20 protein-coding genes are annotated in these 21,251 nt (G+C 44.3%); 18 read left to right on the top strand and 2 right to left on the bottom strand.

What is annotated here, in order from left to right; all coding sequences use genetic code 11:
- The first annotated feature begins 72 nt into the window (after positions 1 to 72).
- The 3 genes from NSQ66_RS23420 (at position 73) to NSQ66_RS23410 (ending at position 2,771) form a co-directional block, all read left to right on the top strand.
- Positions 73 to 567, top strand: a complete 495-nt coding sequence (locus NSQ66_RS23420; RefSeq protein WP_232061440.1) for an RNA polymerase sigma factor — start codon at positions 73 to 75, stop codon at positions 565 to 567.
- Positions 564 to 1,682, top strand: coding sequence for a hypothetical protein (locus tag NSQ66_RS23415; protein WP_076141553.1), 1,119 nt, complete (start codon positions 564 to 566; stop codon positions 1,680 to 1,682). The genes NSQ66_RS23420 and NSQ66_RS23415 overlap by 4 nt, the downstream gene beginning before the upstream one ends.
- Before the next feature lie 72 nt (positions 1,683 to 1,754).
- A complete protein-coding gene (locus NSQ66_RS23410) occupies positions 1,755 to 2,771 on the top strand; it encodes a LacI family DNA-binding transcriptional regulator (protein WP_038572957.1) in 1,017 nt (338 codons plus the stop codon).
- 485 nt (positions 2,772 to 3,256) lie between these two features.
- Here the strand turns inward: NSQ66_RS23410 and NSQ66_RS23405 are convergent, their stop codons facing one another.
- Positions 3,257 to 4,207, bottom strand: a complete 951-nt coding sequence (locus NSQ66_RS23405; RefSeq protein ID WP_036677538.1) for a sugar kinase — start codon at positions 4,205 to 4,207, stop codon at positions 3,257 to 3,259.
- Between the two features lie 346 nt (positions 4,208 to 4,553).
- Between NSQ66_RS23405 and NSQ66_RS23400 the strand changes: the two genes are divergently transcribed.
- The 6 genes from NSQ66_RS23400 to NSQ66_RS23375 all read left to right on the top strand — a co-directional run bounded on the left by NSQ66_RS23400 (position 4,554) and on the right by NSQ66_RS23375 (position 9,607).
- Positions 4,554 to 5,195 (top strand): bifunctional 2-keto-4-hydroxyglutarate aldolase/2-keto-3-deoxy-6-phosphogluconate aldolase, encoded by a 642-nt coding sequence (locus NSQ66_RS23400; RefSeq protein WP_038572952.1) that lies wholly within the window; start codon positions 4,554 to 4,556, stop codon positions 5,193 to 5,195.
- A 238-nt stretch (positions 5,196 to 5,433) separates the two neighbouring features.
- On the top strand, positions 5,434 to 5,670 hold the full coding sequence (locus NSQ66_RS23395; protein ID WP_036677533.1) for a hypothetical protein: 237 nt from the start codon (positions 5,434 to 5,436) through the stop codon (positions 5,668 to 5,670).
- A 308-nt stretch (positions 5,671 to 5,978) separates the two neighbouring features.
- A complete protein-coding gene (locus NSQ66_RS23390) occupies positions 5,979 to 6,527 on the top strand; it encodes a sigma-70 family RNA polymerase sigma factor (RefSeq protein WP_036677530.1) in 549 nt (182 codons plus the stop codon).
- Positions 6,524 to 7,786 carry a zf-HC2 domain-containing protein gene (locus NSQ66_RS23385; RefSeq protein ID WP_076099001.1) on the top strand — a complete coding sequence of 421 codons (1,263 nt, stop codon included), beginning with the start codon at positions 6,524 to 6,526 and terminating at the stop codon, positions 7,784 to 7,786. Before NSQ66_RS23390 ends, NSQ66_RS23385 begins: the two co-directional genes overlap by 4 nt.
- 276 nt (positions 7,787 to 8,062) lie before the next feature.
- A complete protein-coding gene (gene holA, locus NSQ66_RS23380; protein WP_076141554.1) occupies positions 8,063 to 9,082 on the top strand; it encodes a DNA polymerase III subunit delta in 1,020 nt (339 codons plus the stop codon).
- A 36-nt stretch (positions 9,083 to 9,118) separates the two neighbouring features.
- Positions 9,119 to 9,607: a hypothetical protein gene (locus tag NSQ66_RS23375; RefSeq protein WP_038572946.1), complete on the top strand. Its 489-nt coding sequence runs from the start codon at positions 9,119 to 9,121 to the stop codon at positions 9,605 to 9,607.
- Positions 9,608 to 9,765: 158 nt separating this feature from the next.
- Here NSQ66_RS23375 and rpsT read toward each other — a convergent pair whose 3' ends face one another.
- Positions 9,766 to 10,038 carry a 30S ribosomal protein S20 gene (rpsT, locus tag NSQ66_RS23370; protein WP_036677521.1) on the bottom strand — a complete coding sequence of 91 codons (273 nt, stop codon included), beginning with the start codon at positions 10,036 to 10,038 and terminating at the stop codon, positions 9,766 to 9,768.
- 304 nt (positions 10,039 to 10,342) lie between these two features.
- Between rpsT and gpr the strand changes: the two genes are divergently transcribed.
- The 9 genes from gpr to NSQ66_RS23325 all read left to right on the top strand — a co-directional run bounded on the left by gpr (position 10,343) and on the right by NSQ66_RS23325 (position 21,247).
- Positions 10,343 to 11,344, top strand: a complete 1,002-nt coding sequence (gene gpr / locus NSQ66_RS23365; RefSeq protein ID WP_036677518.1) for a GPR endopeptidase — start codon at positions 10,343 to 10,345, stop codon at positions 11,342 to 11,344.
- Positions 11,345 to 11,500: 156 nt separating this feature from the next.
- Positions 11,501 to 12,841: a stage II sporulation protein P gene (locus NSQ66_RS23360; RefSeq protein WP_036677516.1), complete on the top strand. Its 1,341-nt coding sequence runs from the start codon at positions 11,501 to 11,503 to the stop codon at positions 12,839 to 12,841.
- A gap of 35 nt (positions 12,842 to 12,876) precedes the next feature.
- On the top strand, positions 12,877 to 13,362 hold the full coding sequence (locus NSQ66_RS23355; protein ID WP_036677514.1) for a hypothetical protein: 486 nt from the start codon (positions 12,877 to 12,879) through the stop codon (positions 13,360 to 13,362).
- Between the two features lie 140 nt (positions 13,363 to 13,502).
- On the top strand, positions 13,503 to 15,317 hold the full coding sequence (gene lepA, locus NSQ66_RS23350) for a translation elongation factor 4 (protein WP_036677511.1): 1,815 nt from the start codon (positions 13,503 to 13,505) through the stop codon (positions 15,315 to 15,317).
- A gap of 105 nt (positions 15,318 to 15,422) precedes the next feature.
- Positions 15,423 to 17,228, top strand: a complete 1,806-nt coding sequence (locus tag NSQ66_RS23345) for a histidine kinase (RefSeq protein ID WP_249267722.1) — start codon at positions 15,423 to 15,425, stop codon at positions 17,226 to 17,228.
- Positions 17,213 to 17,980 (top strand): response regulator, encoded by a 768-nt coding sequence (locus NSQ66_RS23340; RefSeq protein ID WP_076141556.1) that lies wholly within the window; start codon positions 17,213 to 17,215, stop codon positions 17,978 to 17,980. The genes NSQ66_RS23345 and NSQ66_RS23340 overlap by 16 nt, the downstream gene beginning before the upstream one ends.
- Positions 17,981 to 18,075: 95 nt before the next feature.
- Positions 18,076 to 19,380 carry an extracellular solute-binding protein gene (locus tag NSQ66_RS23335; RefSeq protein WP_076141557.1) on the top strand — a complete coding sequence of 435 codons (1,305 nt, stop codon included), beginning with the start codon at positions 18,076 to 18,078 and terminating at the stop codon, positions 19,378 to 19,380.
- 91 nt (positions 19,381 to 19,471) lie between these two features.
- Positions 19,472 to 20,356: a sugar ABC transporter permease gene (locus tag NSQ66_RS23330; protein WP_249267723.1), complete on the top strand. Its 885-nt coding sequence runs from the start codon at positions 19,472 to 19,474 to the stop codon at positions 20,354 to 20,356.
- A gap of 63 nt (positions 20,357 to 20,419) precedes the next feature.
- Positions 20,420 to 21,247, top strand: a complete 828-nt coding sequence (locus tag NSQ66_RS23325; protein WP_076129699.1) for a carbohydrate ABC transporter permease — start codon at positions 20,420 to 20,422, stop codon at positions 21,245 to 21,247.
- The last annotated feature ends 4 nt before the right edge of the window (positions 21,248 to 21,251 follow it).

Below are 21,251 nucleotides of genomic sequence, written 5' to 3'. Positions count from 1 at the left end.
CTTATTAGGCAAGGGGTGAGGCGAAACATGCTAAGCGAAGATATACCATATACAGCAGCGTACGCGCCCGCAATGAGTTTGCGGGAAATGATGGAGGCGTATGGCTCGGATGTGTGGAATTATGCTTTTTTCTTAACTAGAAGTCGAGAGCAGGCAAATGATATCAGCCAAGAAGTATTTTTGAAGGCGTATAAGAATGTTGGGAAATACCGGGGTCAATCTTCTATGAAAACCTGGCTGCTTACAATTACCAGAAATACGGCCTTCAGTTGGAGCAAAAATAGCTTTTGGCGCAGATTCATAGCTTTGGGCGATCAACCTACTACTGTTAATGCTCCTTCTGCGGAAAAAGAAGCTCTCGGCAATCAGTATGCGAACCGTATCTGGGAAATTATTATGACCCTTCCAGAGAAGAACAGAGAGGTGCTTGTGCTAGATATTCAACATGGATTATCCATTGCCGAAATGTCAGATTTGCTGAATGTAGCACAAGGAACCGTGAAATCTCGGCTCGCGCGGGCGAGAGAGAAGGTTAAAGAGGCTATCCAGAAGGAGGAGAGGGAATGAAACGCAACGCGGATGATAGTAATCCAGTGATGATCGGGCAGACGGATTGGTATGCGGAAGCAGGCAAAAGACCTTTCATTGAAGATGGTTTCACGCCTGAGTTAATGATGCGGATCGAACAGGCTGCTGTGAATAAAAGTTCAGGTTACAAACGTTATTGGATGAATAAAAATGTGCTTCTAACCAGTCTGGCTACGGTTTTGTTGATAGGTGCGCTTACCTTGCCTATGGGTGTATGGAAAAACACAGGGCCAATCCATTCGCCATCCGTTCAGTCACAAGGCGCAGGCATACTGCCTTCTTCTAGTTCTGCAACTAATGATAAAGCGTTAGAGCCTCCGACAAGTCCAGTAGAATTTGAGATTAGCAGTAAGAAATACTACATGCCTTTGCCAATGAACAGAGATAAGAGCAAAGCGTATGCCGTTGAGACAACAGCGGGAATTCTTTGGTCGCCGCCACCCCCGATGGTTGACTACAAGAAGCCAAAGTACACACATCCTACAGAACCGTTCACTCTTTACCTGAGCTCTAAGGACCAGACGGAGCTATCGGCTTCTTCGGCTACTAGGATTTATACTTTTCCTCTTTATGGGGGAGGGGCAAGTACGTATCAATATTTGAGTGGATTTTTTGGGGCAGGCGATTACGTCCTGTTAATTTCCTTCAAAATGACTCTTGGTGTAGGAATGTATGAGGATGTTAAATTTTCAATGCTTAATGTTAAAAAAGCAGCGGCGGGAGAATCTGTAGTTCCAATAGCGCTTGCATCCTTCGATAATACACTTTTAGAATACAAGTCATTAATCGCTGTTGATAAGGAGCATGGACAACTCGTACTTAGTTACTTAGAACATGCAGGGGATAAAAAGTACAAAGAGAAAACCGTACTTTATGATATGGAGACCATGAGCATTCCAACACCTGCTACAGCAATTGGTTTTAAAGAGATTAAGGGAGAAACATTAATTATGGATTATAAAGTGGGTGGGGAACAACGTAAAGCGGATATTCTTACGAAAGCTGGATTGGGGTGGCTGGATGAGAATTGGGCTTTTTTATCCGAAGAGCAACAAAATAAGCTTTATATGGATTATATGAACAATACTCCCTAGTAGATAAATCACTAAATAAAAGCTATACTTTTTGATAAAGTATTTTCTTTTGAGAAGAGTGGAGCCGAAGCGATGAAGAAGTTAACGATTGATGATGTGGCTCAAAAAGCGGGAGTTTCGAAAAGTACGGTCTCCCAATTTTTGAACAAACGTTTTAAATATATGAGTGAAGCGACGAAAAACCGGATTGAGGCAGTAATTGAGGAGCTTAATTATCAGCCGAATGGTCTGGCGCGCAGTCTGAAGCAGAATCGGACGCATATGGTCGGGATCATCGTAGCCAATATTGACTATACGCTGTCAATCCAATGTATCCGGGCGATTGAGAATGAGCTGCAGCATCACGGAATCCAAGTGATCATATGCAACGCGGATGAGAATGCGGAGAAAGAAAGCAAGTATGTAGAAACCTTAATCGCACGTCAGGTGGACGGGCTGATTATTTTTCCTACAGGGAATAACCCGTCTGCCTATAGCAAGCTGATAGAGGCTGATTTTCCGCTAGTCTTTATGGATCGTCTGGTAGATGGAATCACCACGCAGAGTCTACTGCTGGACAATGAAATGGCGGCAAAGATAGGCGTAGGGCAGCTAATACAGCAAGGTCATGAGCGGATTGCTCTGGTGTCCCTCCCAATTGGGGAGCATGCGATTACCCCTCGGAAAGAGCGGATTAGTGGCTACAAAAAAGCGATGGAAGAAGCGGGCATAACGCTGCGTGAGGAGTATATTTGCAGTGTATCCAAAGAGGAATTAGCTTCGGGGCTGGAACACTTATTAGCACTGCCGGAGCCTCCGACAGCGTTGCTGGCTACGAACGACATCACACTAGCGGAAATTCTGAAATATGCGAATCGAAATGCCATCTCTATTCCAGAACAGTTGTCGGTCATCGGGATAGATGATGCGGAATTCGCGCAAATATATAATCCGGTCATTACGACAATCCGACAGCCTGCTTACGAGATGGGGATGCAGGCTGCCAAGATTATACTCTCTTGTATCGAGGATAAGGGAGCTTCTGTTCCAATTACATATCGTTTCCCGCCGACCTTGCAGCAAGGGCAGTCGGTGAAGTCTTACAAATAAGTTCGAACTATAAAAAGGGGAGTGCCCAGCAGCTATTTCTTAGCTTGTTGAGCACTCCCCCTTTTATTGGACCTAACTTTATCTAAACACTAAACTTGGGTTTGATTGAGTAATATTTTCGAGCAGGAAGTCGCTATCAGACTCAGCTGATCTTATAAGCAGTATAATCCCATATTTGGAGTACTATCGGACCCCATCGCAGTTATCGGCATGGAAAACATGCTAAATGCCCTTTTTCATAAGGAATAGCGTCACTGGAGTCCGAGACTACGCCGCAAAGGTAAAAAAATCGCAAATAGCGTCTTCTGGGTCCGAAAGCCCCAGGGGTACGTGATTACACTGCTGAAGCATAGCAATAGCAATAGCAATAGCAATAGCAATAGCATAGCCATAGCACCATAGTATAGCCATAGCAGCCAATCAGCGACCCAAAAAGCAGAGCAGCGCTCCTCCAATAACGGAGAATCGCTGCTCTTTTGCGATTATTAGACTTCTTGTTGCATAAACTTCGCAAGTTCCTCACGGGTGGGAAGTCCGTCCATATCGCCTGGCGACATGACGGCTAACGCACCGATCGCATTGCCGCGTTTGACGGCCTCAGCAATCGGAAGCTTTTCCAGCATCGCACTGATTACGCCAACCGCAAATCCATCACCTGCACCCACCGTATCAACAACCTGCTCCACCTTGAATCCGTCCACGTAACCTTCCCCAGCAGAGGATTTATAGTAAGCGCCTTCAGGGCCAAGCTTGATGACGACTAAGCTTACGCCACGCTCCAGGTAATAGTCAGCAATCTCTTCGGGTGTGCTCAGTCCGGTAAGGATTTTACCTTCACCGAGCCCCGGCAGGAACCAGTCGCAGCGTGTAGCCAGATCATTGATGGTACTCACCATTGTTTCTGTATCCGGCCATAAGCTAGGACGCAGATTAGGATCCAGAGAGATCGTCTTTCCTTTACTCTTCATAAATTCCATAGCGTGAATAGAAAATTCAAGACAGTTCTTGGACAAAGCGGCGGAGATACTTGTAACATGCAGATGTCCTGCGGAATTGAAGTAGGCCTCGTCAAAATCCTCCAAACTAAGCGTGGAGGCCGCGGAGTTTTTGCGGAAGTATTCGACCTTTGGATCGCCGGTAACCACTTTCGATTTGATAAGCATACCTGTTGAATACTCTTTAGTAAAAGTAATATTGTCCGTATTAATGTTCTCATTCTTCATCGCCTGAGCAATGAATGTGCCAAAGTTATCTTCGCCAAGCTTCGTAACATAACCTGTAGGATGATTCAAACGCGACAAGCCTGTAGCCACGTTGCTTTCTGCACCTGCTAATGCTTTGGAGAACGAAAATACTTCATGCAGAGGACCGGCCTCATTCGCATAAAACATCGCCATCGGCTCCCCGAAAGTGACGGCATCCAGCTGTTTACTCATTTTTAGTTCCTCCTAGGGTAATGATTTTATCCCAGTATAATGATTTGTAATTTGAAATTATCACATAAATCGGTTTTGTACAATAAAAGAATGATTTTTAACCAAAAAACTTTTTTCGTAAAAAGAAAATAATGTTTCCATAAACCCTTGTTTTATAAAGGTTTTTATTAGATTTTATTGATTATTTCCACCTGATGTAGTAAAAATGTATTGACTGTTAATCGTATTGTTATTACTATTTCCTTATAGAACAAAACGCAATAATTAGTAAATTTAATAAAAAAGTTTATCTAAAAAAGTATTTCCTGTTTATCTATGATCGTACCAAGAGAAAGGGAGTCTACTGATGAAGAAAATGAAAGTATTACAGAATGTGGCATCCGTCGGGGTTGTAGCGGTTATTCGAGCAGATAGTGCTGAGGAAGCTTTTAAGATGTCCGTTGCTTGTATAGAAGGCGGTCTAAATAATATTGAGGTAACTTTTACTACACCAGACGCGGACGTGGCGATTAAGAGATTGGTTGCAGAGTACGGGAGTCGTGCGGTGATTGGCGCCGGAACTGTCTTGGACCCATTAACAGCTAGAATAGCCATTCTTGCAGGTTCAGAGTTTGTCGTTAGTCCCTCTTTTGAAGTGGAGACAGCTAAGATGTGTAATCTTTACGGCATTCCCTATATGCCTGGTTGCATGACATTAAATGAAATGAAGGAAGCGTTGAAGTACGGCGTGGATGTGCTTAAACTGTTCCCTGGCAGTGCTTTCGGTCCGGATTATGTAAAAGCGGTTAAAGGTCCTATGCCACATGTGAATATTATGCCGACCGGTGGCGTGGATTTGAACAATATGGAGAAGTGGATTGCAAACGGCTGCATGGCTGTGGGCATTGGGGGGAATTTGACTGCACCGGCGAAGAATGGCCGATACGATCAGATTACCGATCTTGCTGCCCAATATGTGGCGAAGTTTAAAGAGATAAAAGGGATTTAATGTATAGTTCGAACGAAGATTGAAATCCAGATTCGCGTTTTTATTTATAGGCTGTGTGGCTGACAGATGTTGGCCATGCAGCCTTTTTATGTTGATTTTCTTTAAGCTGTCCATATTCCTTTTATTCTATGCTTTTTAGAAAGTATAGAATCGGGATAAAGATAATAAACTATATAATAGAAGAGTAGTGATACATGGACTGAACGTCAGGATCTATTATCCAGCCGGGAGTGAGTATATGCCTGCTTATAATGACAAAGCGCTGTATCAAGCAGCGGATGAAGATGATGCTGAGTACGTAGAAATTGAGTCGGCATTCCATGGTTGTAAGGTGACGGAAGGGCAGATCTACAGATTAGAGCGCAATTACAATAACCCTCAATTATTTGAGAATGGAGAAGCCTATGTGGTGGATGATGAGACTAGGGAAAACTACGCGGTCTTCATGCTCTGCAAAATTGCGCTCTATAAATAGAGTTTCTTGCCCGATTCCGGAGGGTAATATTTAAGACAGACGGCTTCATTTCCGACAAGGGGATAGGCCGTTTCTTTTGATGTCATTTTTGTTACTAAGATAGTGAAAAAGAGTATTTGAATGATTGTTGTTTCCCCTGTATGCTTAGTAGGAATTATTGGCTGTGCAATGCGGGATAGCGCGTTGTAACGGCTGGCTTAACATGACGTTCTAAGAAAAGTTTGGTATTCTAAAAATATTAATTACACGGTTGCAACAAATTCGCAGTCTTGCGCGTCAGTAAGATTGCATAGAGAGGGGGAACCTTCGTGGTGGAGCAGGGACTCATCAGAGCCGCTCAAGCGGGCGATCGCGACGCTCTAATCACCCTATTGCGAGAAATTGAAGGACATGTATATAAAACGGCCTTCTACATTTTGCATAATGAACAAGATGCGTTAGATGCATCTCAGGAAGCCTTGATCCGGGTTTATACAAAAATCGGCTCATATGAGGAGAAGGCCCAGTTCAAAACGTGGGTTCAGCGAATCGTCACTAACATTTGCATTGATAAATTCAGAAGAACTAAACCTACAGTTTCTATTGATGAACATGAAATGGTGTTTCAGGATAAACACAATGTGGAACGTGAGGTTCTATCCTCTTATTTAGCTGAGGATATACGTGAAGCAATTGATCAATTGCCCGAGCATCATCGGACAGTCATCGTCCTGCGCTATTTACAGGATTTTTCTTACAACGAGATTGCAGATTGTCTGGATTTGCCCTTGAATACAGTGAAATCATACTTATTTCGGGCTAGACAGCAACTGCAGAATAGACTTCAGGAGTACCAGAAAGGTGGTGTATCGGGATGAAATGCGCGGAGGTGATGGAATGGATGCACCGCTATTTAGACAAAGATTTGAGTCAAGATGAGATTATTGAAATGTTCCGTCATATCGATAATTGTCCTTCCTGCGCGGAAGTCTTTGAGCGCCTGACACTTCTCTCCAATGAATTGGAGCAGTTGCCAGACGTGAAACCCCCGTTTAGTCTGGTTGACTCTATTTTACCTCAGCTTGCAGAATTGGATCGAAGCAGTCGTGAACAAAGTGCTGTGAGATCTGAGGAGCCGGTTGTTGTCCCATTTTCACGTGAAAGCTCCCGCGGTAAACCTGCCAAGGGAACCTCTATAGCAACACGGACAGGCATTGGAGCTATTGCAGCTGCCGTTCTATTAGGGATCGCAATATTTAATATGCCCGATAAAATGCCTGGGGCAGAAGTGGAACAAAGGATGCAGGATAGCGCTAAAACAGCCAGCGATGATACTAAGGATACAGCAATGGAATCGCAAGCTTCTATTACTGCTAACTCTGATGGAGCTTCACCTGCCGCTGGTGGAGAGAACGAGGGCGCTGCGCAGTTTAAGATGGATGCACCGGAGATGAACGAAGATAACGCCGCTTTAGATAGAGCGACGGGACCAGTGGACCCTGCCTCGATGCCAAGTGCACCGGCGGATGCAGCTGATGCGGGAGCGGGAGCTGGAGGGCGGTCGATCACTGAACCGCCTCAAAGCGTAGATCCTAAGCCGACAGAGAAGATTGCTCCGCCAAGGCAGGATGTCGCCACGAAATCTCAAAATTCAGATTCTAGCAACGCCAGTAGCAATCAGCTAAAGGTGGATAATAAGGAGCAAACTGCTGATATGAATTCAGACAGCGCAGCCGATTCTGCTCCACCGATGGAGGATTCTTTAAAGTTTCCATATGACTACGGACGGGAAGTTATGAGCTTAAGCAGTTCTGAAGATCCTAATGTGCAGACCTGGACTTCTCCTGATGGTCAGTATGCTATAGAATTTGTTGGGTTGCAGCTTGTAATTTATAAGAAGTCGCCAGGGGGCTCAGCGGAAGAACGGTTAGCCGTAAACTCTTATCCGCTAGAAGGAAATTGGATTTCTGGTGAATGGTCCGCGGACAGCTCGAAGTTTACGTACGTGACAGAAAAAGATGGTGTGAATGTGACCAAGGTGTACACTGTACAGGAAGCAGCTACTGCTTCTTCAAGTCCGGCTGCATCCCCTGGAGCGACCCCAACGAACACTCCAACCTCATCTTCAACAAATTAAAGTGGGGTTGGAACTTTTTTCGAAGTTTCTGAATATACTATATCAACAGGACAGGAACTAGAAAGTATAGGTTTTGCAGAACATCGGTATGACCGCCGGATGTGGAGTTTCTAGAGCTTCGCACTCCGTCGTTTATATAGATGCGCCGCTTAAACGGAGAGGCTTTGGCCATGGCTGCCAGAGTTTCTCCGTTTTTGCATGCATTTTTGTAGTTTTTTTTGCTACAATAGAACTCTGGACAAAATGGGCTAGATGAATGGAAAAGGAAGTGGCGGGATGGATGCCAAAACGGCGATAAAAGAAATCAAACAAGGGAAGATCTCACCGTTGTATGTTTTATATGGCAGTGAGAAATTTCGAATGAATGAATTCACGGCACTGCTGGAAGAACAGCTGATTGCTAAAGAGGATCGTGATTTCGCAGTTATTCCCTTTGATCTCTCTGAGACGCCGGTGCAGGCTGTGGTAGAAGAAGCGGAGACTGTGCCATTTATGGTAGAACGTAAACTATTGCTGGTGCGGGATGCCTCGTTATTTACAGCGGGCAAAGAAAATGCCAAACTGGAGCATCGTATAGATCTTTTAAGTGACTATTTGCAGCATCCTGTAGACTTCAGTGTGATCGTCTTTATGGTGAATAATGATAAGCTGGATGAGCGTAAAAAAATTGTGAAGACTGTCAAATCAGTGGGCACAGTATTAGCATTTAATCCGCTGGGAGCAGAAGAGCTGCTGCGCTGGGTGGAAAAAGGAATTCGTGAGCGTGGTTGTGTAATGGCACCTGGCACTGCAGAAATTCTTATAACGAATGCAGGCACCGGCTTACAAGGTTTATCTGCAGAGATGGACAAGCTTTGTTTATTCGCTGGTAAGGGCGGCACTGTGGATGCGGGGGCCGTAGAGAGTCTGGTACATCGTGGAACAGAACAAAATGTGTTTACGCTTGTTGAGGATATCGCTAATCTGCGTCTTGATAAGGCGCTTGATACATTATATGAGCTGCTGAAGCAGCGTGAGGAACCGATCAAGATCGCAGCGCTGGTTGCGCGGCAGTTCCGCATTATTTTGCAGGTTAAGGATTTATCAGCACATAGTTATTCGCAGGGACAGATTGCGTCACAGATCGGATTGCATCCTTATGCGGTTAAGCTTGCTGGGGAGCAGGCCCATAAGTTCTCCAGTGAACGATTGCGGCAAATCTTAAGTGCATTGGCGGATCTGGATTTTAAAATGAAAACAGGGGCTATAGACAAAGTGCTAGGGCTGGAGCTGTTCATGCTGCGTTTAGGTGTCTGAGCTAAGAAGGGAAAGAGTATTGGAGATGATCTGACTATGAAAAGAATATTTCAATATTCGGCACTGCTTTTACTCGTTCTACTAATTAGTTCCTGTGGCAAAACGGATACTAATTCACCGTCAGGATCTGCCTCTGATTCGCCTGCGAATACGAATACCTCTGCAGATGCACCTTCTTATTTTGGGGAATGGAGTGTACAAAGTATAGTAGGTTCTACACCTGTCTCGGCAGCGGAGGATGAAAAGCTTATTGGAATGCGAGTAACTTATTCGATAGAAAAAGCATCTTTTGATAAAGATGAAATTATGAGCCCTGAATATAAGGAAGAGAACATCACTAAGGATGACTATTTTAACGAATACAGAAATGAATTAAGTGACCTTGGGATCGAAACGGAATCGGTTAAGACGGTATCTATAAATAATTGGACGAATCCCGGCAGCAGTTTTATTGTTAAAGACGATCAAACGATGATTTTCTTATGGGATGGTAACTATTATGAAATGAAAAAAGAGAAAAAATAAATGAAAGAAGACCGCCTCTCTAAGGTGGTCTTCTTTCATTTAACACACATCTCTTAAAAGTAACTAACACTACTTATTATTAATTAATAGACACAAAAAAACCTAACCGTATGAAGCATAGCGGTCAGGTTCTTCAATTGCTCATTATGAATGTCGTCTTAGGCTTGAGCCGTAAGAGCGTTCAATTTCTTCGCCAAGCGGGATTTTTTGCGGGCAGCCGCATTTTTATGAACCAGACCTTTACTTACGGCCTTGTCCAGCTTTTTGGAAGCAGCTAGGAAAGCAGCTTGAGCAGTTTCTACTTCCGTACCAGTCAGAGCTACATCAGCAGTTTTCACAGCTGTACGAAGCGCGGATTTTTGGGAAGCATTCAGTGCACGGCGTTTTTCGTTCGTGTTTACGCGTTTAACCGCGGATTTAATATTTGGCATTGCATTCACCTCCTGTAAGACATTCGAAATCATTATCAAATGATTCACAACTTAAAATAGTTTAGCATGACCGGTAGCAAAAAGCAATACTTAAAGCTTTCAAATTAAACCTCCGTATCCTGCATAAACATTGGCTTTCTCTCGCACACTATCGACAAAAGAGCATAGGCAGAAGCTTGCCAAATGAGGATGAACTCATGGAAGTGTATGCTTACAAAACTAAGCAGCTGCTTTCGAAGTGAGTTTTGTTCGAAGTAATTCATGGAAGTGTATGCTTACAAAACTTTTAGGAGGCTGGTACACAATGGAACCGGATCTGCAGCTATATTCTGTGCGCACCGATTTGGCGTTAGAGGCAAAGGAAATGGCTCAAGGCCCACAACGAACGCCAATCCCTGGTGTGAACGAAGAAGTGGAAGAGTCTGATGGGATTAAAGTGACCCGTCTTGGTGTAGCTAATGCTGCCGGATCACAGGCAATAGGACGCGCAATTGGCAACTATGTAACCCTTGAGGTACCCGCTCTGCGTGGCGGAGATACAGGCTTGCAGCAAAAGGTGGCAGAAGTTTTTGCCCGCGAATTTGAGGACTTTTTGATCAGAATTGGGATTGGCAAGGATGCATCTGTGTTGATTGTTGGTCTTGGTAACTGGAATGTTACACCGGATTCACTGGGTCCTTTAGTGGTGGAGAACTCACTCATTACACGGCAGTTCTATGAGTTGGTTCCGGATCAGATCTCCCCTGGTTATCGTAAGGTGAGCGCTATTGCTCCTGGAGTGCTTGGGCTGACTGGAATTGAGTCGAGTGAGGTCGTGCAGGGAATCGTGGATCGCACGAAACCTGAGCTTATTATCGCCATAGATGCGTTGGCATCCCGGTCACTGGAGCGTATCAATACGACGATTCAAATTGCGGACATTGGGATCCATCCCGGTTCGGGGATTGGCAACAAGCGACGTGGATTAACCCAAGAAATTCTGGGTGTTCCTTGTATCGCAATCGGAGTGCCCACTGTCTGCTATGCATCAACTATTGTAAATAATGTGCTGGAGATGATGAAAAATCACTTCGGGCAAGGAGCAAACCATACTAAGGAAATCATGGGGATGCTGGACGATATCTCTGAGCAGGAACGCTTGTCATTAGTGAAGGAAGTGCTTGAACCCTTGGGGCACGATTTGATCGTCACTCCCAAGGAAATCGATGAATTTATTGAAGGGATCGCGAATATCGTGGCCAGTGGTCTGAATGCGGCTTTACATGATGCGGTTGATCCTGAGAATGTTGGCGCTTATACCCACTAACTGAATTATGGTTTGTTAAGCCCGGCGGGATGCTGAATTAAGGTATCCTGTACGGGCTTTATGTCTATTCTCTCATTTTCGGTTCTAGTATTGCTCTTGCACTCATAGATTTGGAGTATAAGAGATTACAGAGGGCTGGAGGAGGAAATAACTACAATGAATAAAAAATGGTTTCAGCTTTGGAACATCGGCCGTTTAAGGGGAAAAATGCTGGATGTTTTATCGCTGGGGAGAACGATGCTGCTGTTGGCCGGAGGTTCACTAGTATTTTTTATGCTGCTTGGAGCTGGTGGATTGGCCGGACAGAAGCTTAGCTCTTCACCCATTCCTTCAATGAAGGGGCTTGCCGCCTCCCTGTCTAGTGGTTTTTTCATGGAGCTGCTGGGGATGGAGGTGCCGCATTTACCGCAGGGTAAAGAGCCATCCGCTTTTTCAGGTGAAAAGGTAACTTCTTTCGTATTTCAGTTGCTGACCAGCGTGAATCCAGGTGACCCTAAGAGTCTAGTCTCTCGTGAAGTGCCGGGGATGGCGGCGGATGATCCATTTCTTTTGCGGAAAGGTTCAGGTGGATCTACAGGAGCACCAGTGGATTATCATCCTGGGACTGATGAGCTGGCTGAGGGTAGTGGAGATGCGGAAACTTCTGTTCCGGACGAAGGGGACAAGCAAGAAGATGTTACAACACAGCAGCCTGAAGCGACGGTTGCACCATCTCCTGATCCATCAGCGGCGGAGGAAGGGACGGATAAGAGTAATCCGCAAAGCGGCACAGACAGCACTAAGGATACCTCGATCAAACGGATTCTAATCTATCATTCACATCCTAGAGAAGCCTACAATCCTCTGTTAGGGGCAGCAAATGAAAATCCCAGCTCCGGAGTTTCAACTAAAAATGTAATGCTGGTAGGATCATATATTACGAAAAGACTGGAACAGCTCGGGATTGGTACGGTTCATGCCAAAGAAGATTTTCCGACCAAAGTCACCGACTATAACTGGAACTTTTCCTATAAATATTCCCGGATCTTGGTTAAATCAGCACTCAGCGCAAATGAGGAAATGGATAGTTTTATCGACATTCACCGTGATTCGCAGCGTCATAGCAAAACAACAGCTGTTATTGACGGGAAAAGCTATGCACAGGTCTATTTTATCATTGGACATGCAAATAAAGACTGGAAGAAGAACGAAGAGTTTGCCAATAAGATTCATCAACAGCTTGAAAAGAATTACCCGGGAATATCTCGTGGGATATGGGGAAAAGCTGCGGGTAAAGGCAACAACGGAGAGTACAATCAGACCCTGTCTCCCAATAGTGTTTTGATTGAAGTGGGCGGAATTGATAACTCGGCTGAGGAATTAAAGCGGACGGCTGATATTTTGGCAGATGCTATCGCTGATGTGTACTGGAGCAGTCATGACGCTCAGAAGGTGAACGCACCTGAAAAAGTGGCGAATCCCACTACAACACCAAAGAAATCAAACGGAGCTTCGTAAAATAAATTACCAAGGATCAAAAAGGAGTGGTGTACATGTCGCGTTTCGGAAAAAAACTGGTTATGGTTGGGATTTGGGCAGGGATTGGCATCCTCTTAGGGATGCAGTTCGGCGGAAGCGGTGGGTCAACAGTCTCTAAGATTCTACCCGGCTGGAATGCCAGCCCGACTACGCAGACCAGTCAAGTAACAGGCATGCAGCCACAGCCACAACTGCAAAAGAATGGTGTGACACAGGGTGGGCAGACTTATGTATATGTGCCAATGGTAATCGATCCTGTCACAGGTGCATATACGGCTGTTTCTCCTTTGCCTCAAAATAGCAATACAACGCCAGCCGCAGATCCTCCTCAGCAAGTTGTGGATGATTATAGTACGAAATCTCCGGAGCAAATTCTAATTCCTGAGGAGCAAAAGCCTACAGTCGATGTTCTGGCAGATAAGACGGCAGGTCTCTTGCAGCAGGCTTCCCAGAAGGGAATCCGCTGGGTAGTTTCATTGTTCGCTTCGGCAGAAAATTAACAGCAAATTTAGAAGAAACGGTTATTTCACGGGATCGTGTATAGCTGTTTCTTTTGTTTTGGGCCAGCGCGGGATTGATGGAGTAAGCTTGTACTGTTATAATAAGTGGATTAATATCAGGCTGTCTGTGGGGGTAAGGAATGACTGACGTTCAGAAAAGACAACAACAAATTCGCAATTTCTCGATTATTGCACATATAGACCATGGTAAATCGACACTAGCTGACCGCATTTTGGAATACACGGGGGCACTAACCACGCGTGAAATGCAGGAACAGGTACTCGATCAGATGGATCTGGAGCGCGAACGTGGTATCACAATAAAGCTGCAAGCCGTGCGTTTAACCTATCGTGCAGACGATGGTGTAGAGTATTATCTCAACTTGATTGATACACCGGGGCACGTCGATTTCACCTATGAAGTTTCCCGCAGTCTTGCAGCATGTGAAGGCGCACTGCTGGTCGTGGATGCGGCTCAAGGAATTGAAGCACAGACGCTGGCCAATGTGTATTTAGCACTGGATAACAACTTGGAAATCCTACCTGTGCTCAACAAAATTGATTTGCCAAACGCTGACCCTGACCGGGTAAAGCAGGAGATTGAGGATGTTATCGGGCTGGATACCAGTGAAGCGGTTATGGCATCTGCCAAAGCCGGTATCGGAATCAAGGAAATTCTGGAGCAGGTGGTGAAGCAGGTTCCTGCGCCATCCGGTAATTCAGAAGAGCCGCTTAAAGCATTGATCTTTGACTCTCACTACGATCCTTACAAAGGCGTTATCGTCTATGTGCGCGTAATGGACGGGAAGATCCGTGCGGGTTCGAAGATTAAGATGATGGCAACTGAGAAGACCTTCGAGGTCATTGAAGTTGGCGCATTTATGCCGCGTATGACCATTGTCGATGAATTGAACATCGGTGATGTTGGCTTTATCGTAGCTGGGATCAAGCATGTTGGAGATACCCGTGTCGGTGATACTGTCACTGACGCAAAGAATCCTACTGCTGAGCCGCTTCCGGGTTACCGTAAGATCAACCCGATGGTATATTGCGGGTTGTATCCGATTGAGACCTCCGATTATAACGATCTTCGTGAGGCCTTGGAGAAGCTCCAGCTAAATGATGCTTCGCTAAGCTTTGAGCCGGAAAGCTCAAGCGCGCTTGGATTTGGTTTCCGTTGCGGTTTCCTTGGACTCTTGCATATGGAGATCATTCAAGAGCGGATTGAGCGCGAGTTCAATCTGCCGCTAATCACAACAGCGCCGAGTGTTATTTACCGAATTATGCTGACCAATGGCGAAATGATCCAAATCGACAACCCGTCACATTATCCGGAGATCGGTACGATTGACTATATTGAAGAGCCGTATGTTAAAGCAGCGATCATTGTGCCTAACGACTTCGTGGGTACTGTAATGGAGCTGTGCCAGAACAAACGCGGCGAGTTCGTAAATATGGAATATCTAGATACTAATCGTGTAACGATTACGTACGAGATTCCGCTGTCAGAGATCGTTTATGATTTCTTTGATCAGTTGAAATCCGGTACGAAAGGATATGCTTCTTACGACTATGAAATTTGCGGATACCGTCGTTCGAATCTGGTCAAGATGGATATCTTGCTTAACAATGAGCAGGTCGATGCCTTGTCCTTTATCGTTCACCGCGATCGTGCCTACAACCGCGGACGTATCATTTGTGAGAAATTACGTGGGATTATCCCTCGTCAAATGTTCGAAGTGCCGATTCAAGCCTCTGTGGGTACGAAGGTAGTTGCGCGTGAAACCGTTAAGGCGATGCGCAAAAACGTACTTGCTAAATGTTACGGCGGTGATATTTCCCGTAAACGGAAGCTGCTTGAGAAGCAAAAAGAAGGTAAGAAACGCATGAAGCAAGTGGGTAGTGTAGAAGTACCACAAGAAGCGTTTATGGCAGTACTGAAGATCGACGAGTAAAAAATAGGTAGAGCCGGGAGAATATCCCGGCTCTATTTTTTTGAGCAGGAGCAGATTACAATAGGGGGAAGGATTGTAAGCACATACAAAGTGAGGGGAGTCCTCGTGAAGCGATTATATTTGAAACTTACGCCAAGTACCTTTAAGAATCGGATTTTATTAGCTTTCTTGCTGTTGGTACTAACACCCATTGCCATACTCGTTCTATATAACTTTAAAGAGACAGAACGAATGCTGCAGGATAATGCGGAAACGAAGAACATAGAGCAGCTTATTGGTATTAAGAATGGTTTTGTTGATCTCATGAGTCTCGTGATGAAAACAGGGTCATTACTCGAACAAGATACGACGATTTTATCGATAATGAAGAATCCCGAGCAATCTGATGAAATCACGAGAAAAAAGCTCGTTGAAAACAAGTTCGGAGCGATTGAAAATACATTCTTTATGAGTGGAGCGACGGTGTATTATACTTTAATCGACCTTCATGGAAACGCATACACTTCCTTTATGCCAAAGGAAACTTTGAGCTACGACGAAATCCAATCAGAGGATTGGGTTCAAGCATTGAAGCGAGAAGGAACGAATCGATATATATGGAATCCGAATGACAAGAATAATGTGGTCCGGGAAAGTACAACAAGTAAGAAAATGCTTAGTCTCTATGAGGTTATGCGTGATAATGATTTGAATATTTATGCCTATGCAAGATTAAGTATCGATTATGAGGAGTGGTTTACTAGATCAACGTTAGGGAGTAAACAGGAAGGGGCTTTATTTCTACTCGATGCCTTGGGGGGAGTGATGCTTAATCCCCTTAAGGATGAGGCTTTTTCGTCTGATATTGCGCAGAGTATTGTGAAGAGTGCCAACCAGCGGCAGACGGGGCGTGCTGCATCCATTGTCAACCCGAAGGAGGAAAGCTTATACACCTACAGCTACATCGAGGAGTTAAATGGCTATGTTGTTAAAAAGGTGCAGCTAGCACAGCTATTTCTTGAGGTAGACAAGCAGAAACGACGGTTTTTTGGTGGATTTGGAATCATTCTACTGCTATTTGTTCTATTAACTTATTTCATATCATCGACGATTACAGTACCGCTTAAGAAGCTACAGAAGAAGATGGAAATGACCGCTAAGACGAATCTCAAAATGAAATTACCCGAGCAAGGGCGGGGAGAGATTCTTGCCCTGACTCAGAGTTTCAATATCATGATCCATGATTTAAATGAGCTGTTGCAGCGACTTCAGCTTGAAGAAAAACAGAAGCAATTCGTTCGATTTCAGGTATTACTTTCGCAGATGAACCCGCATTTTCTACTAAATACATTGAATACGATAAAGAGTATTGCCTTAGATAAAGATGATGATGAAATTTATGGAATTTGTGTTGCACTAGGAAAAATATTGGAGACAACCTTAAATACTGAAGTCGATTTGATCCTGTTAAAGGATGAAATCGTACTAATAGAATCTTACATGGAGATACAGCGGCAACGTTTTGGACATGGGATTGAAATTCAATATGATATCAACGAGGAACTGCAATACGCATTAATCCCTAAATTTTGTCTGCAGCCCTTAATTGAAAATAGCTTGATTCACGGCTTCGGTCAGTCTGTAAAACAAGGGAGAATTGATATCTCCGCTAAAGTGACTGAGCAACAGCTGTATCTAAAGGTTAGAGATAACGGCATGGGGATAGAAAGAGCACAGCTGAATAAGGCTATACGGAAACGTAAAGGAATCGGTGTTCAGAATATTAGGGAGAGCTTAGAACTGTTGTTCAAGAATCAACGGACAGGTATGGACATTGTGTCATCAGACACAGGAACTGAAGTGATCATCCATTTTCCATTCCTTATTTCAAAACCTTACGATGGAGGTAAGCTCACATGTGGAGAACGTTAATTGTGGATGATGAACAACCTGCGGTTAAAAGTATACGGAAGCTATTCTTAAAGGCTGGAATCCCGTTTGAAATTATAGGTGAGGCGGAGAATGGAGAAGTAGGCTTGCAAATGATTCGTGAGCTGCAGCCTGATGTGGTAGTGACGGATATCAATATGCCAGTGATGGATGGGGTGAAGCTTCTTCAAATTGCGCGAGAGGAAGGCTTCGACTGCCGGTTTGTAATGTTAACTGCATTGAGTGAATTTGAATACGCCCGGCAGGCGCTCGTATTTGGGGCTTCGGACTACATTTTGAAGTTATCTTTAGATCTCCAAGGTTTGAAGCAGACGATGGGTAAGGTTCAGGCCGAGCTGGAGCGAATGGTGAAGATGAAGAAAGCCGATAAATGGTTTCCTGAGAAGCAACAAACGGGACCGACAGATCATGTGGAGATGAACAAAATTATAGCTTATATTGAAGAACATTATGCTGAGGACATCTCGCTCAAATCCATGTCAGAGTTGATCCGGATGGATGCCAGCTATATAAGTGACTTATTCAAGAAAAAGACAGGGAAAACGTTGACCAATTATATTCAAGAGCGTCGGATTCAGGCTGGGAAAATGCTGCTTGCAGAAACGAAGCTAACAATTAGCGAGATTGGGCAGCAAGTAGGCTTTGAGAACGATAATTATTTTATAAAAATCTTCAAAAAGTGGTGTGGTGTCACGCCAAATGAATTCCGTAAAGAACCAAAAAACGTTCTATAAGTTCCCAAATGTAGTTCATCCCCCAGAATCCGCTCTGATGATAAAGTTATAGATGTAGAGCACAACACATAATCCTTCCAAGGGGGAAGCTATCTATGAAGAAAAAGTGGTATCCTGCAGTGCTTTCTGTCTTATTAGCAGGTACGATGCTGGCTGGTTGTGGGAGTGGTGGAAGTAATGAATCGCAGGGCAGTGCAAATGGAGAACCAGCAAAGGAGAAAATAAAGCTTACGATGTGGGGGGCAGTTCCTGCAGAAGCCGGGCCTCAAGCTGTAGTTGATAACTGGAATAAAGATCATCCAGATATTCAAGTCGAGTATATCCGTAATGTAAATGACGATGCAGGCAACTTAAAGCTGGACACTGCTTTGATGACCAATCAAAACATAGACCTTTTCATGAACTACGATCTTGCTCATTTACAGAAACGTATGGATGCAGGCGTTGCCTTGGATCTAAGCACGAAAACAGATTATGATATCGACAGCCAGATCGGCGAGGACGCAGCGATGTGGAAAATCAATGATAAATACTATGGGATTCCTACAAAGAAAAACATGGCGTTTGTATGGTTGAACAAAGATATGCTGGATGCAGCAGGATTACCGATTCCTGCGGTGGACTGGACTTGGTCAGATCTTGAGGAGTATGCGAAGAAGCTAACGAAACCTGGTGTGTACGGATTATTGCAGGCAGATTCCTCCTTCGCAACAACGATGGACGGTACGCTTGCTGGAATGGGTGTGAAACAGGCGGATGGTACTTCAAACTTTGGAAATGATCTCTGGAAACAGCAACTGGAAATATTGCATAACATGATGTTCGTGGACAAATCCACACCGGAATATGGGGAGCAGCTGACCAGTAAAATGCCGGTTGACACCATGTTCCTGCAAGGCAAAGCGGCAATGCTGGCAGCCGGTGAGTTTATTTTCCGCAATGCGAACAACTTGAAGGACTATCCGCATGATTTCAAAACCGCGTTCGCCGCTATTCCAAAAGTGAATAAAGATCAAAAGGATTATAAATATTCGGGCGGTGTGGGCGACATGCTTGCTCTTAATGCAAAGTCCAAGAACCTGGATGCGGCTTGGGAGTTCGCAAAATGGTATGCGGATGGCGGTATGCTGCCAATGGCAAGCGGGGGTCGTATTCCAGCCTCTAAGAGTGTGGACAGTAAGGAAGCGATGAGCCTTCTCTTGAATGGTGTAGAAGACAAATATGATACAGATTCAATGAATAATATTGTATTCGGCAAATTCCCATCCTTCCAGCTAAATGTACCTCAACAAGCCATTGATGCACGTAAAGAAGAGTATGAAAAATACTTCTTAAATAAGCAAGATATTGATACCACGATGAAAAATATGCAAACCCGTTCGCAAGAGTTAATGAAATAAAGAAATAGCTGGCACAAAAGAGAAGGAGGAAGAATTCTTCGTTCTTCTCTTTCGTGTACCCATTTTTCAGCATACGAAAGGCGGCGATACCGTGAAGCGGAGAAGCTGGATGGACAGACAAGGCTGGATCGGCATGACTTTTATTCTCCCGAATATGATTGGTATTCTCTTATTCTTTGTGATTCCTGCAATCTTTTCCTTTGTCCTGATGTTTACGAATTATCAATTTTCAAATCCGAATTGGCAATTTACCGGGCTGGATAATCTCAAACGGTTGTTCCATGACGATAATTTCTATGCCTCGATCAAATATACGGTGATATTCCTGATATCGGTTCCAGTATCGATGGTGCTCGCTTTTATTGTGGCGCTATTTCTAAACCGCAGTGTGTATCTTAAAGGATTATTGCGTGGAATGTTTTTCCTGCCGTATATCTCTAGTGGAGTAGCCGTTGCATTTGTCTGGATGCTGCTATTTCAGCCTTCACAGGGACCCATCAATGAACTGCTTCGCTGGATTGGCATAACATCGCCGCCAGGGTGGTTTGCGGATACGGAAACCGCAATGTATGCCATTGATATCGTACAGATCTGGCTGATGCTTGGCTACAATATGATCATATATTTAGCAGCACTACAGGAAATTTCGACAGAACAGCTGGAAGCTGCCCGGATCGATGGTGCAAGCACATTTAAAACAACATGGAAAATTGTATGGCCTCTTGTTAGTCCAACAACTTTTTTATTAATGATTACCGGATTAATTATGACGATGAAATCGTTCTCGATTATTCAAGCCATTACGGCTGGAGGACCTAGCGGAAGTACGACGGTCTTATCACTATTCGTTTATAAAACAGCATTCAGTTATTACGATATGGGATATGCTTCAGTCATTTCATGGTTCTTGTTCGCCGTCATTCTCGTCATTACAGTCATTCAGTGGATCGGCCAAAAGCGCTGGGTTCATTACTAATTAAACCCACAAAGTGGAGCTTTGCGGGAGGCCCCGAAACCATAAATTAAAGGAGCAGGCGGTATGAATGAAAAAGCAGGAAACATGAAGGTGAAGCTGCCAGTGACGATCATCATGTTTGTTCTAGGACTATTTATGATTGTGCCTTTTCTATGGATGCTCAGCACATCTTTTCAGACACCTGCCGAGGTGTTTAACGAATGGCTGCCTTCATCTCTCAACTGGAGCAATCATATTCGGGTGTGGACAGGAAGTTATGATTTTGTTCCGTATTATTTAAATTCACTTAAGATATCGATTATTGGGACTGCGGGAGCTGTGTTTCTATCTGCCCTTGCCGCTTACGGATTTTCACGTACTTCGTTTAAAGGGCGGGATGGCCTATTTGTCATATATCTATCCATGATGATGGTTCCACCGCAGGTGCTTTTTGTTCCTAAGTTTATCATGTTTAACTGGGTTGGGATTTACAATACGCATTTGGCCCTAATCCTTCCAGCCATGTTCTCGATCTTCGGTGTATTTATGCTTCGGCAGTTCTTCATGGGCATTCCTAAGGAAATCACGGAATCTGCTTTTCTGGATGGAGCCGGGCATTACAAAATATTTTTCCGCTTAATTCTGCCATTAGCGAAGCCGGCAATCGCTACGTTTGCTATTCTTGATTTCTCCTGGCAATGGAATGATTATGAGAATGCGCTTGTATTTTTGCAGAGCCCTAAGCTATATACCATTCCGCTTGGATTGCAGAATTTTATTCTTGAGAACAATGTGGATTACAACGGGATGATGGCCGCTTCGTCGGCTGCGATCATTCCAATGATTGTTATCTTCTTCATAGGTCAGAAATATATTATTCAAGGGATTTCTAGCTCGGCTGTGAAAGGCTAACTAT

The organism is Paenibacillus sp. FSL H3-0329 (genome assembly GCF_037963285.1).
In the GTDB taxonomy this organism is placed as follows: domain Bacteria; phylum Bacillota; class Bacilli; order Paenibacillales; family Paenibacillaceae; genus Paenibacillus_AQ; species Paenibacillus_AQ odorifer.
The sequence above is the reverse complement of the archived record's forward strand: the minus strand, read 5'-3'. Positions and strand labels throughout refer to the sequence as shown.

Excerpts from the sequence above, each read along its gene's own strand:
- NSQ66_RS23360 (WP_036677516.1), top strand. The coding sequence starts at position 11,501 with ATGAATAAAAAATGGTTTCAGCTTTGGAACATCGGCCGTTTAAGGGGA.
- holA (WP_076141554.1), top strand. The coding sequence starts at position 8,063 with ATGGATGCCAAAACGGCGATAAAAGAAATCAAACAAGGGAAGATCTCA.
- NSQ66_RS23335 (WP_076141557.1), top strand. The coding sequence starts at position 18,076 with ATGAAGAAAAAGTGGTATCCTGCAGTGCTTTCTGTCTTATTAGCAGGT.
- rpsT (WP_036677521.1), bottom strand. The coding sequence starts at position 10,038 with ATGCCAAATATTAAATCCGCGGTTAAACGCGTAAACACGAACGAAAAA.
- NSQ66_RS23405 (WP_036677538.1), bottom strand. The coding sequence starts at position 4,207 with ATGAGTAAACAGCTGGATGCCGTCACTTTCGGGGAGCCGATGGCGATG.
- NSQ66_RS23385 (WP_076099001.1), top strand. The coding sequence starts at position 6,524 with ATGAAATGCGCGGAGGTGATGGAATGGATGCACCGCTATTTAGACAAA.
- lepA (WP_036677511.1), top strand. The coding sequence starts at position 13,503 with ATGACTGACGTTCAGAAAAGACAACAACAAATTCGCAATTTCTCGATT.
- NSQ66_RS23410 (WP_038572957.1), top strand. The coding sequence starts at position 1,755 with ATGAAGAAGTTAACGATTGATGATGTGGCTCAAAAAGCGGGAGTTTCG.
- gpr (WP_036677518.1), top strand. The coding sequence starts at position 10,343 with ATGGAACCGGATCTGCAGCTATATTCTGTGCGCACCGATTTGGCGTTA.
- NSQ66_RS23340 (WP_076141556.1), top strand. The coding sequence starts at position 17,213 with ATGTGGAGAACGTTAATTGTGGATGATGAACAACCTGCGGTTAAAAGT.
- NSQ66_RS23400 (WP_038572952.1), top strand. The coding sequence starts at position 4,554 with ATGAAGAAAATGAAAGTATTACAGAATGTGGCATCCGTCGGGGTTGTA.
- NSQ66_RS23325 (WP_076129699.1), top strand. The coding sequence starts at position 20,420 with ATGAATGAAAAAGCAGGAAACATGAAGGTGAAGCTGCCAGTGACGATC.
- NSQ66_RS23375 (WP_038572946.1), top strand. The coding sequence starts at position 9,119 with ATGAAAAGAATATTTCAATATTCGGCACTGCTTTTACTCGTTCTACTA.
- NSQ66_RS23395 (WP_036677533.1), top strand. The coding sequence starts at position 5,434 with ATGCCTGCTTATAATGACAAAGCGCTGTATCAAGCAGCGGATGAAGAT.
- NSQ66_RS23415 (WP_076141553.1), top strand. The coding sequence starts at position 564 with ATGAAACGCAACGCGGATGATAGTAATCCAGTGATGATCGGGCAGACG.
- NSQ66_RS23420 (WP_232061440.1), top strand. The coding sequence starts at position 73 with ATGAGTTTGCGGGAAATGATGGAGGCGTATGGCTCGGATGTGTGGAAT.
- NSQ66_RS23355 (WP_036677514.1), top strand. The coding sequence starts at position 12,877 with ATGTCGCGTTTCGGAAAAAAACTGGTTATGGTTGGGATTTGGGCAGGG.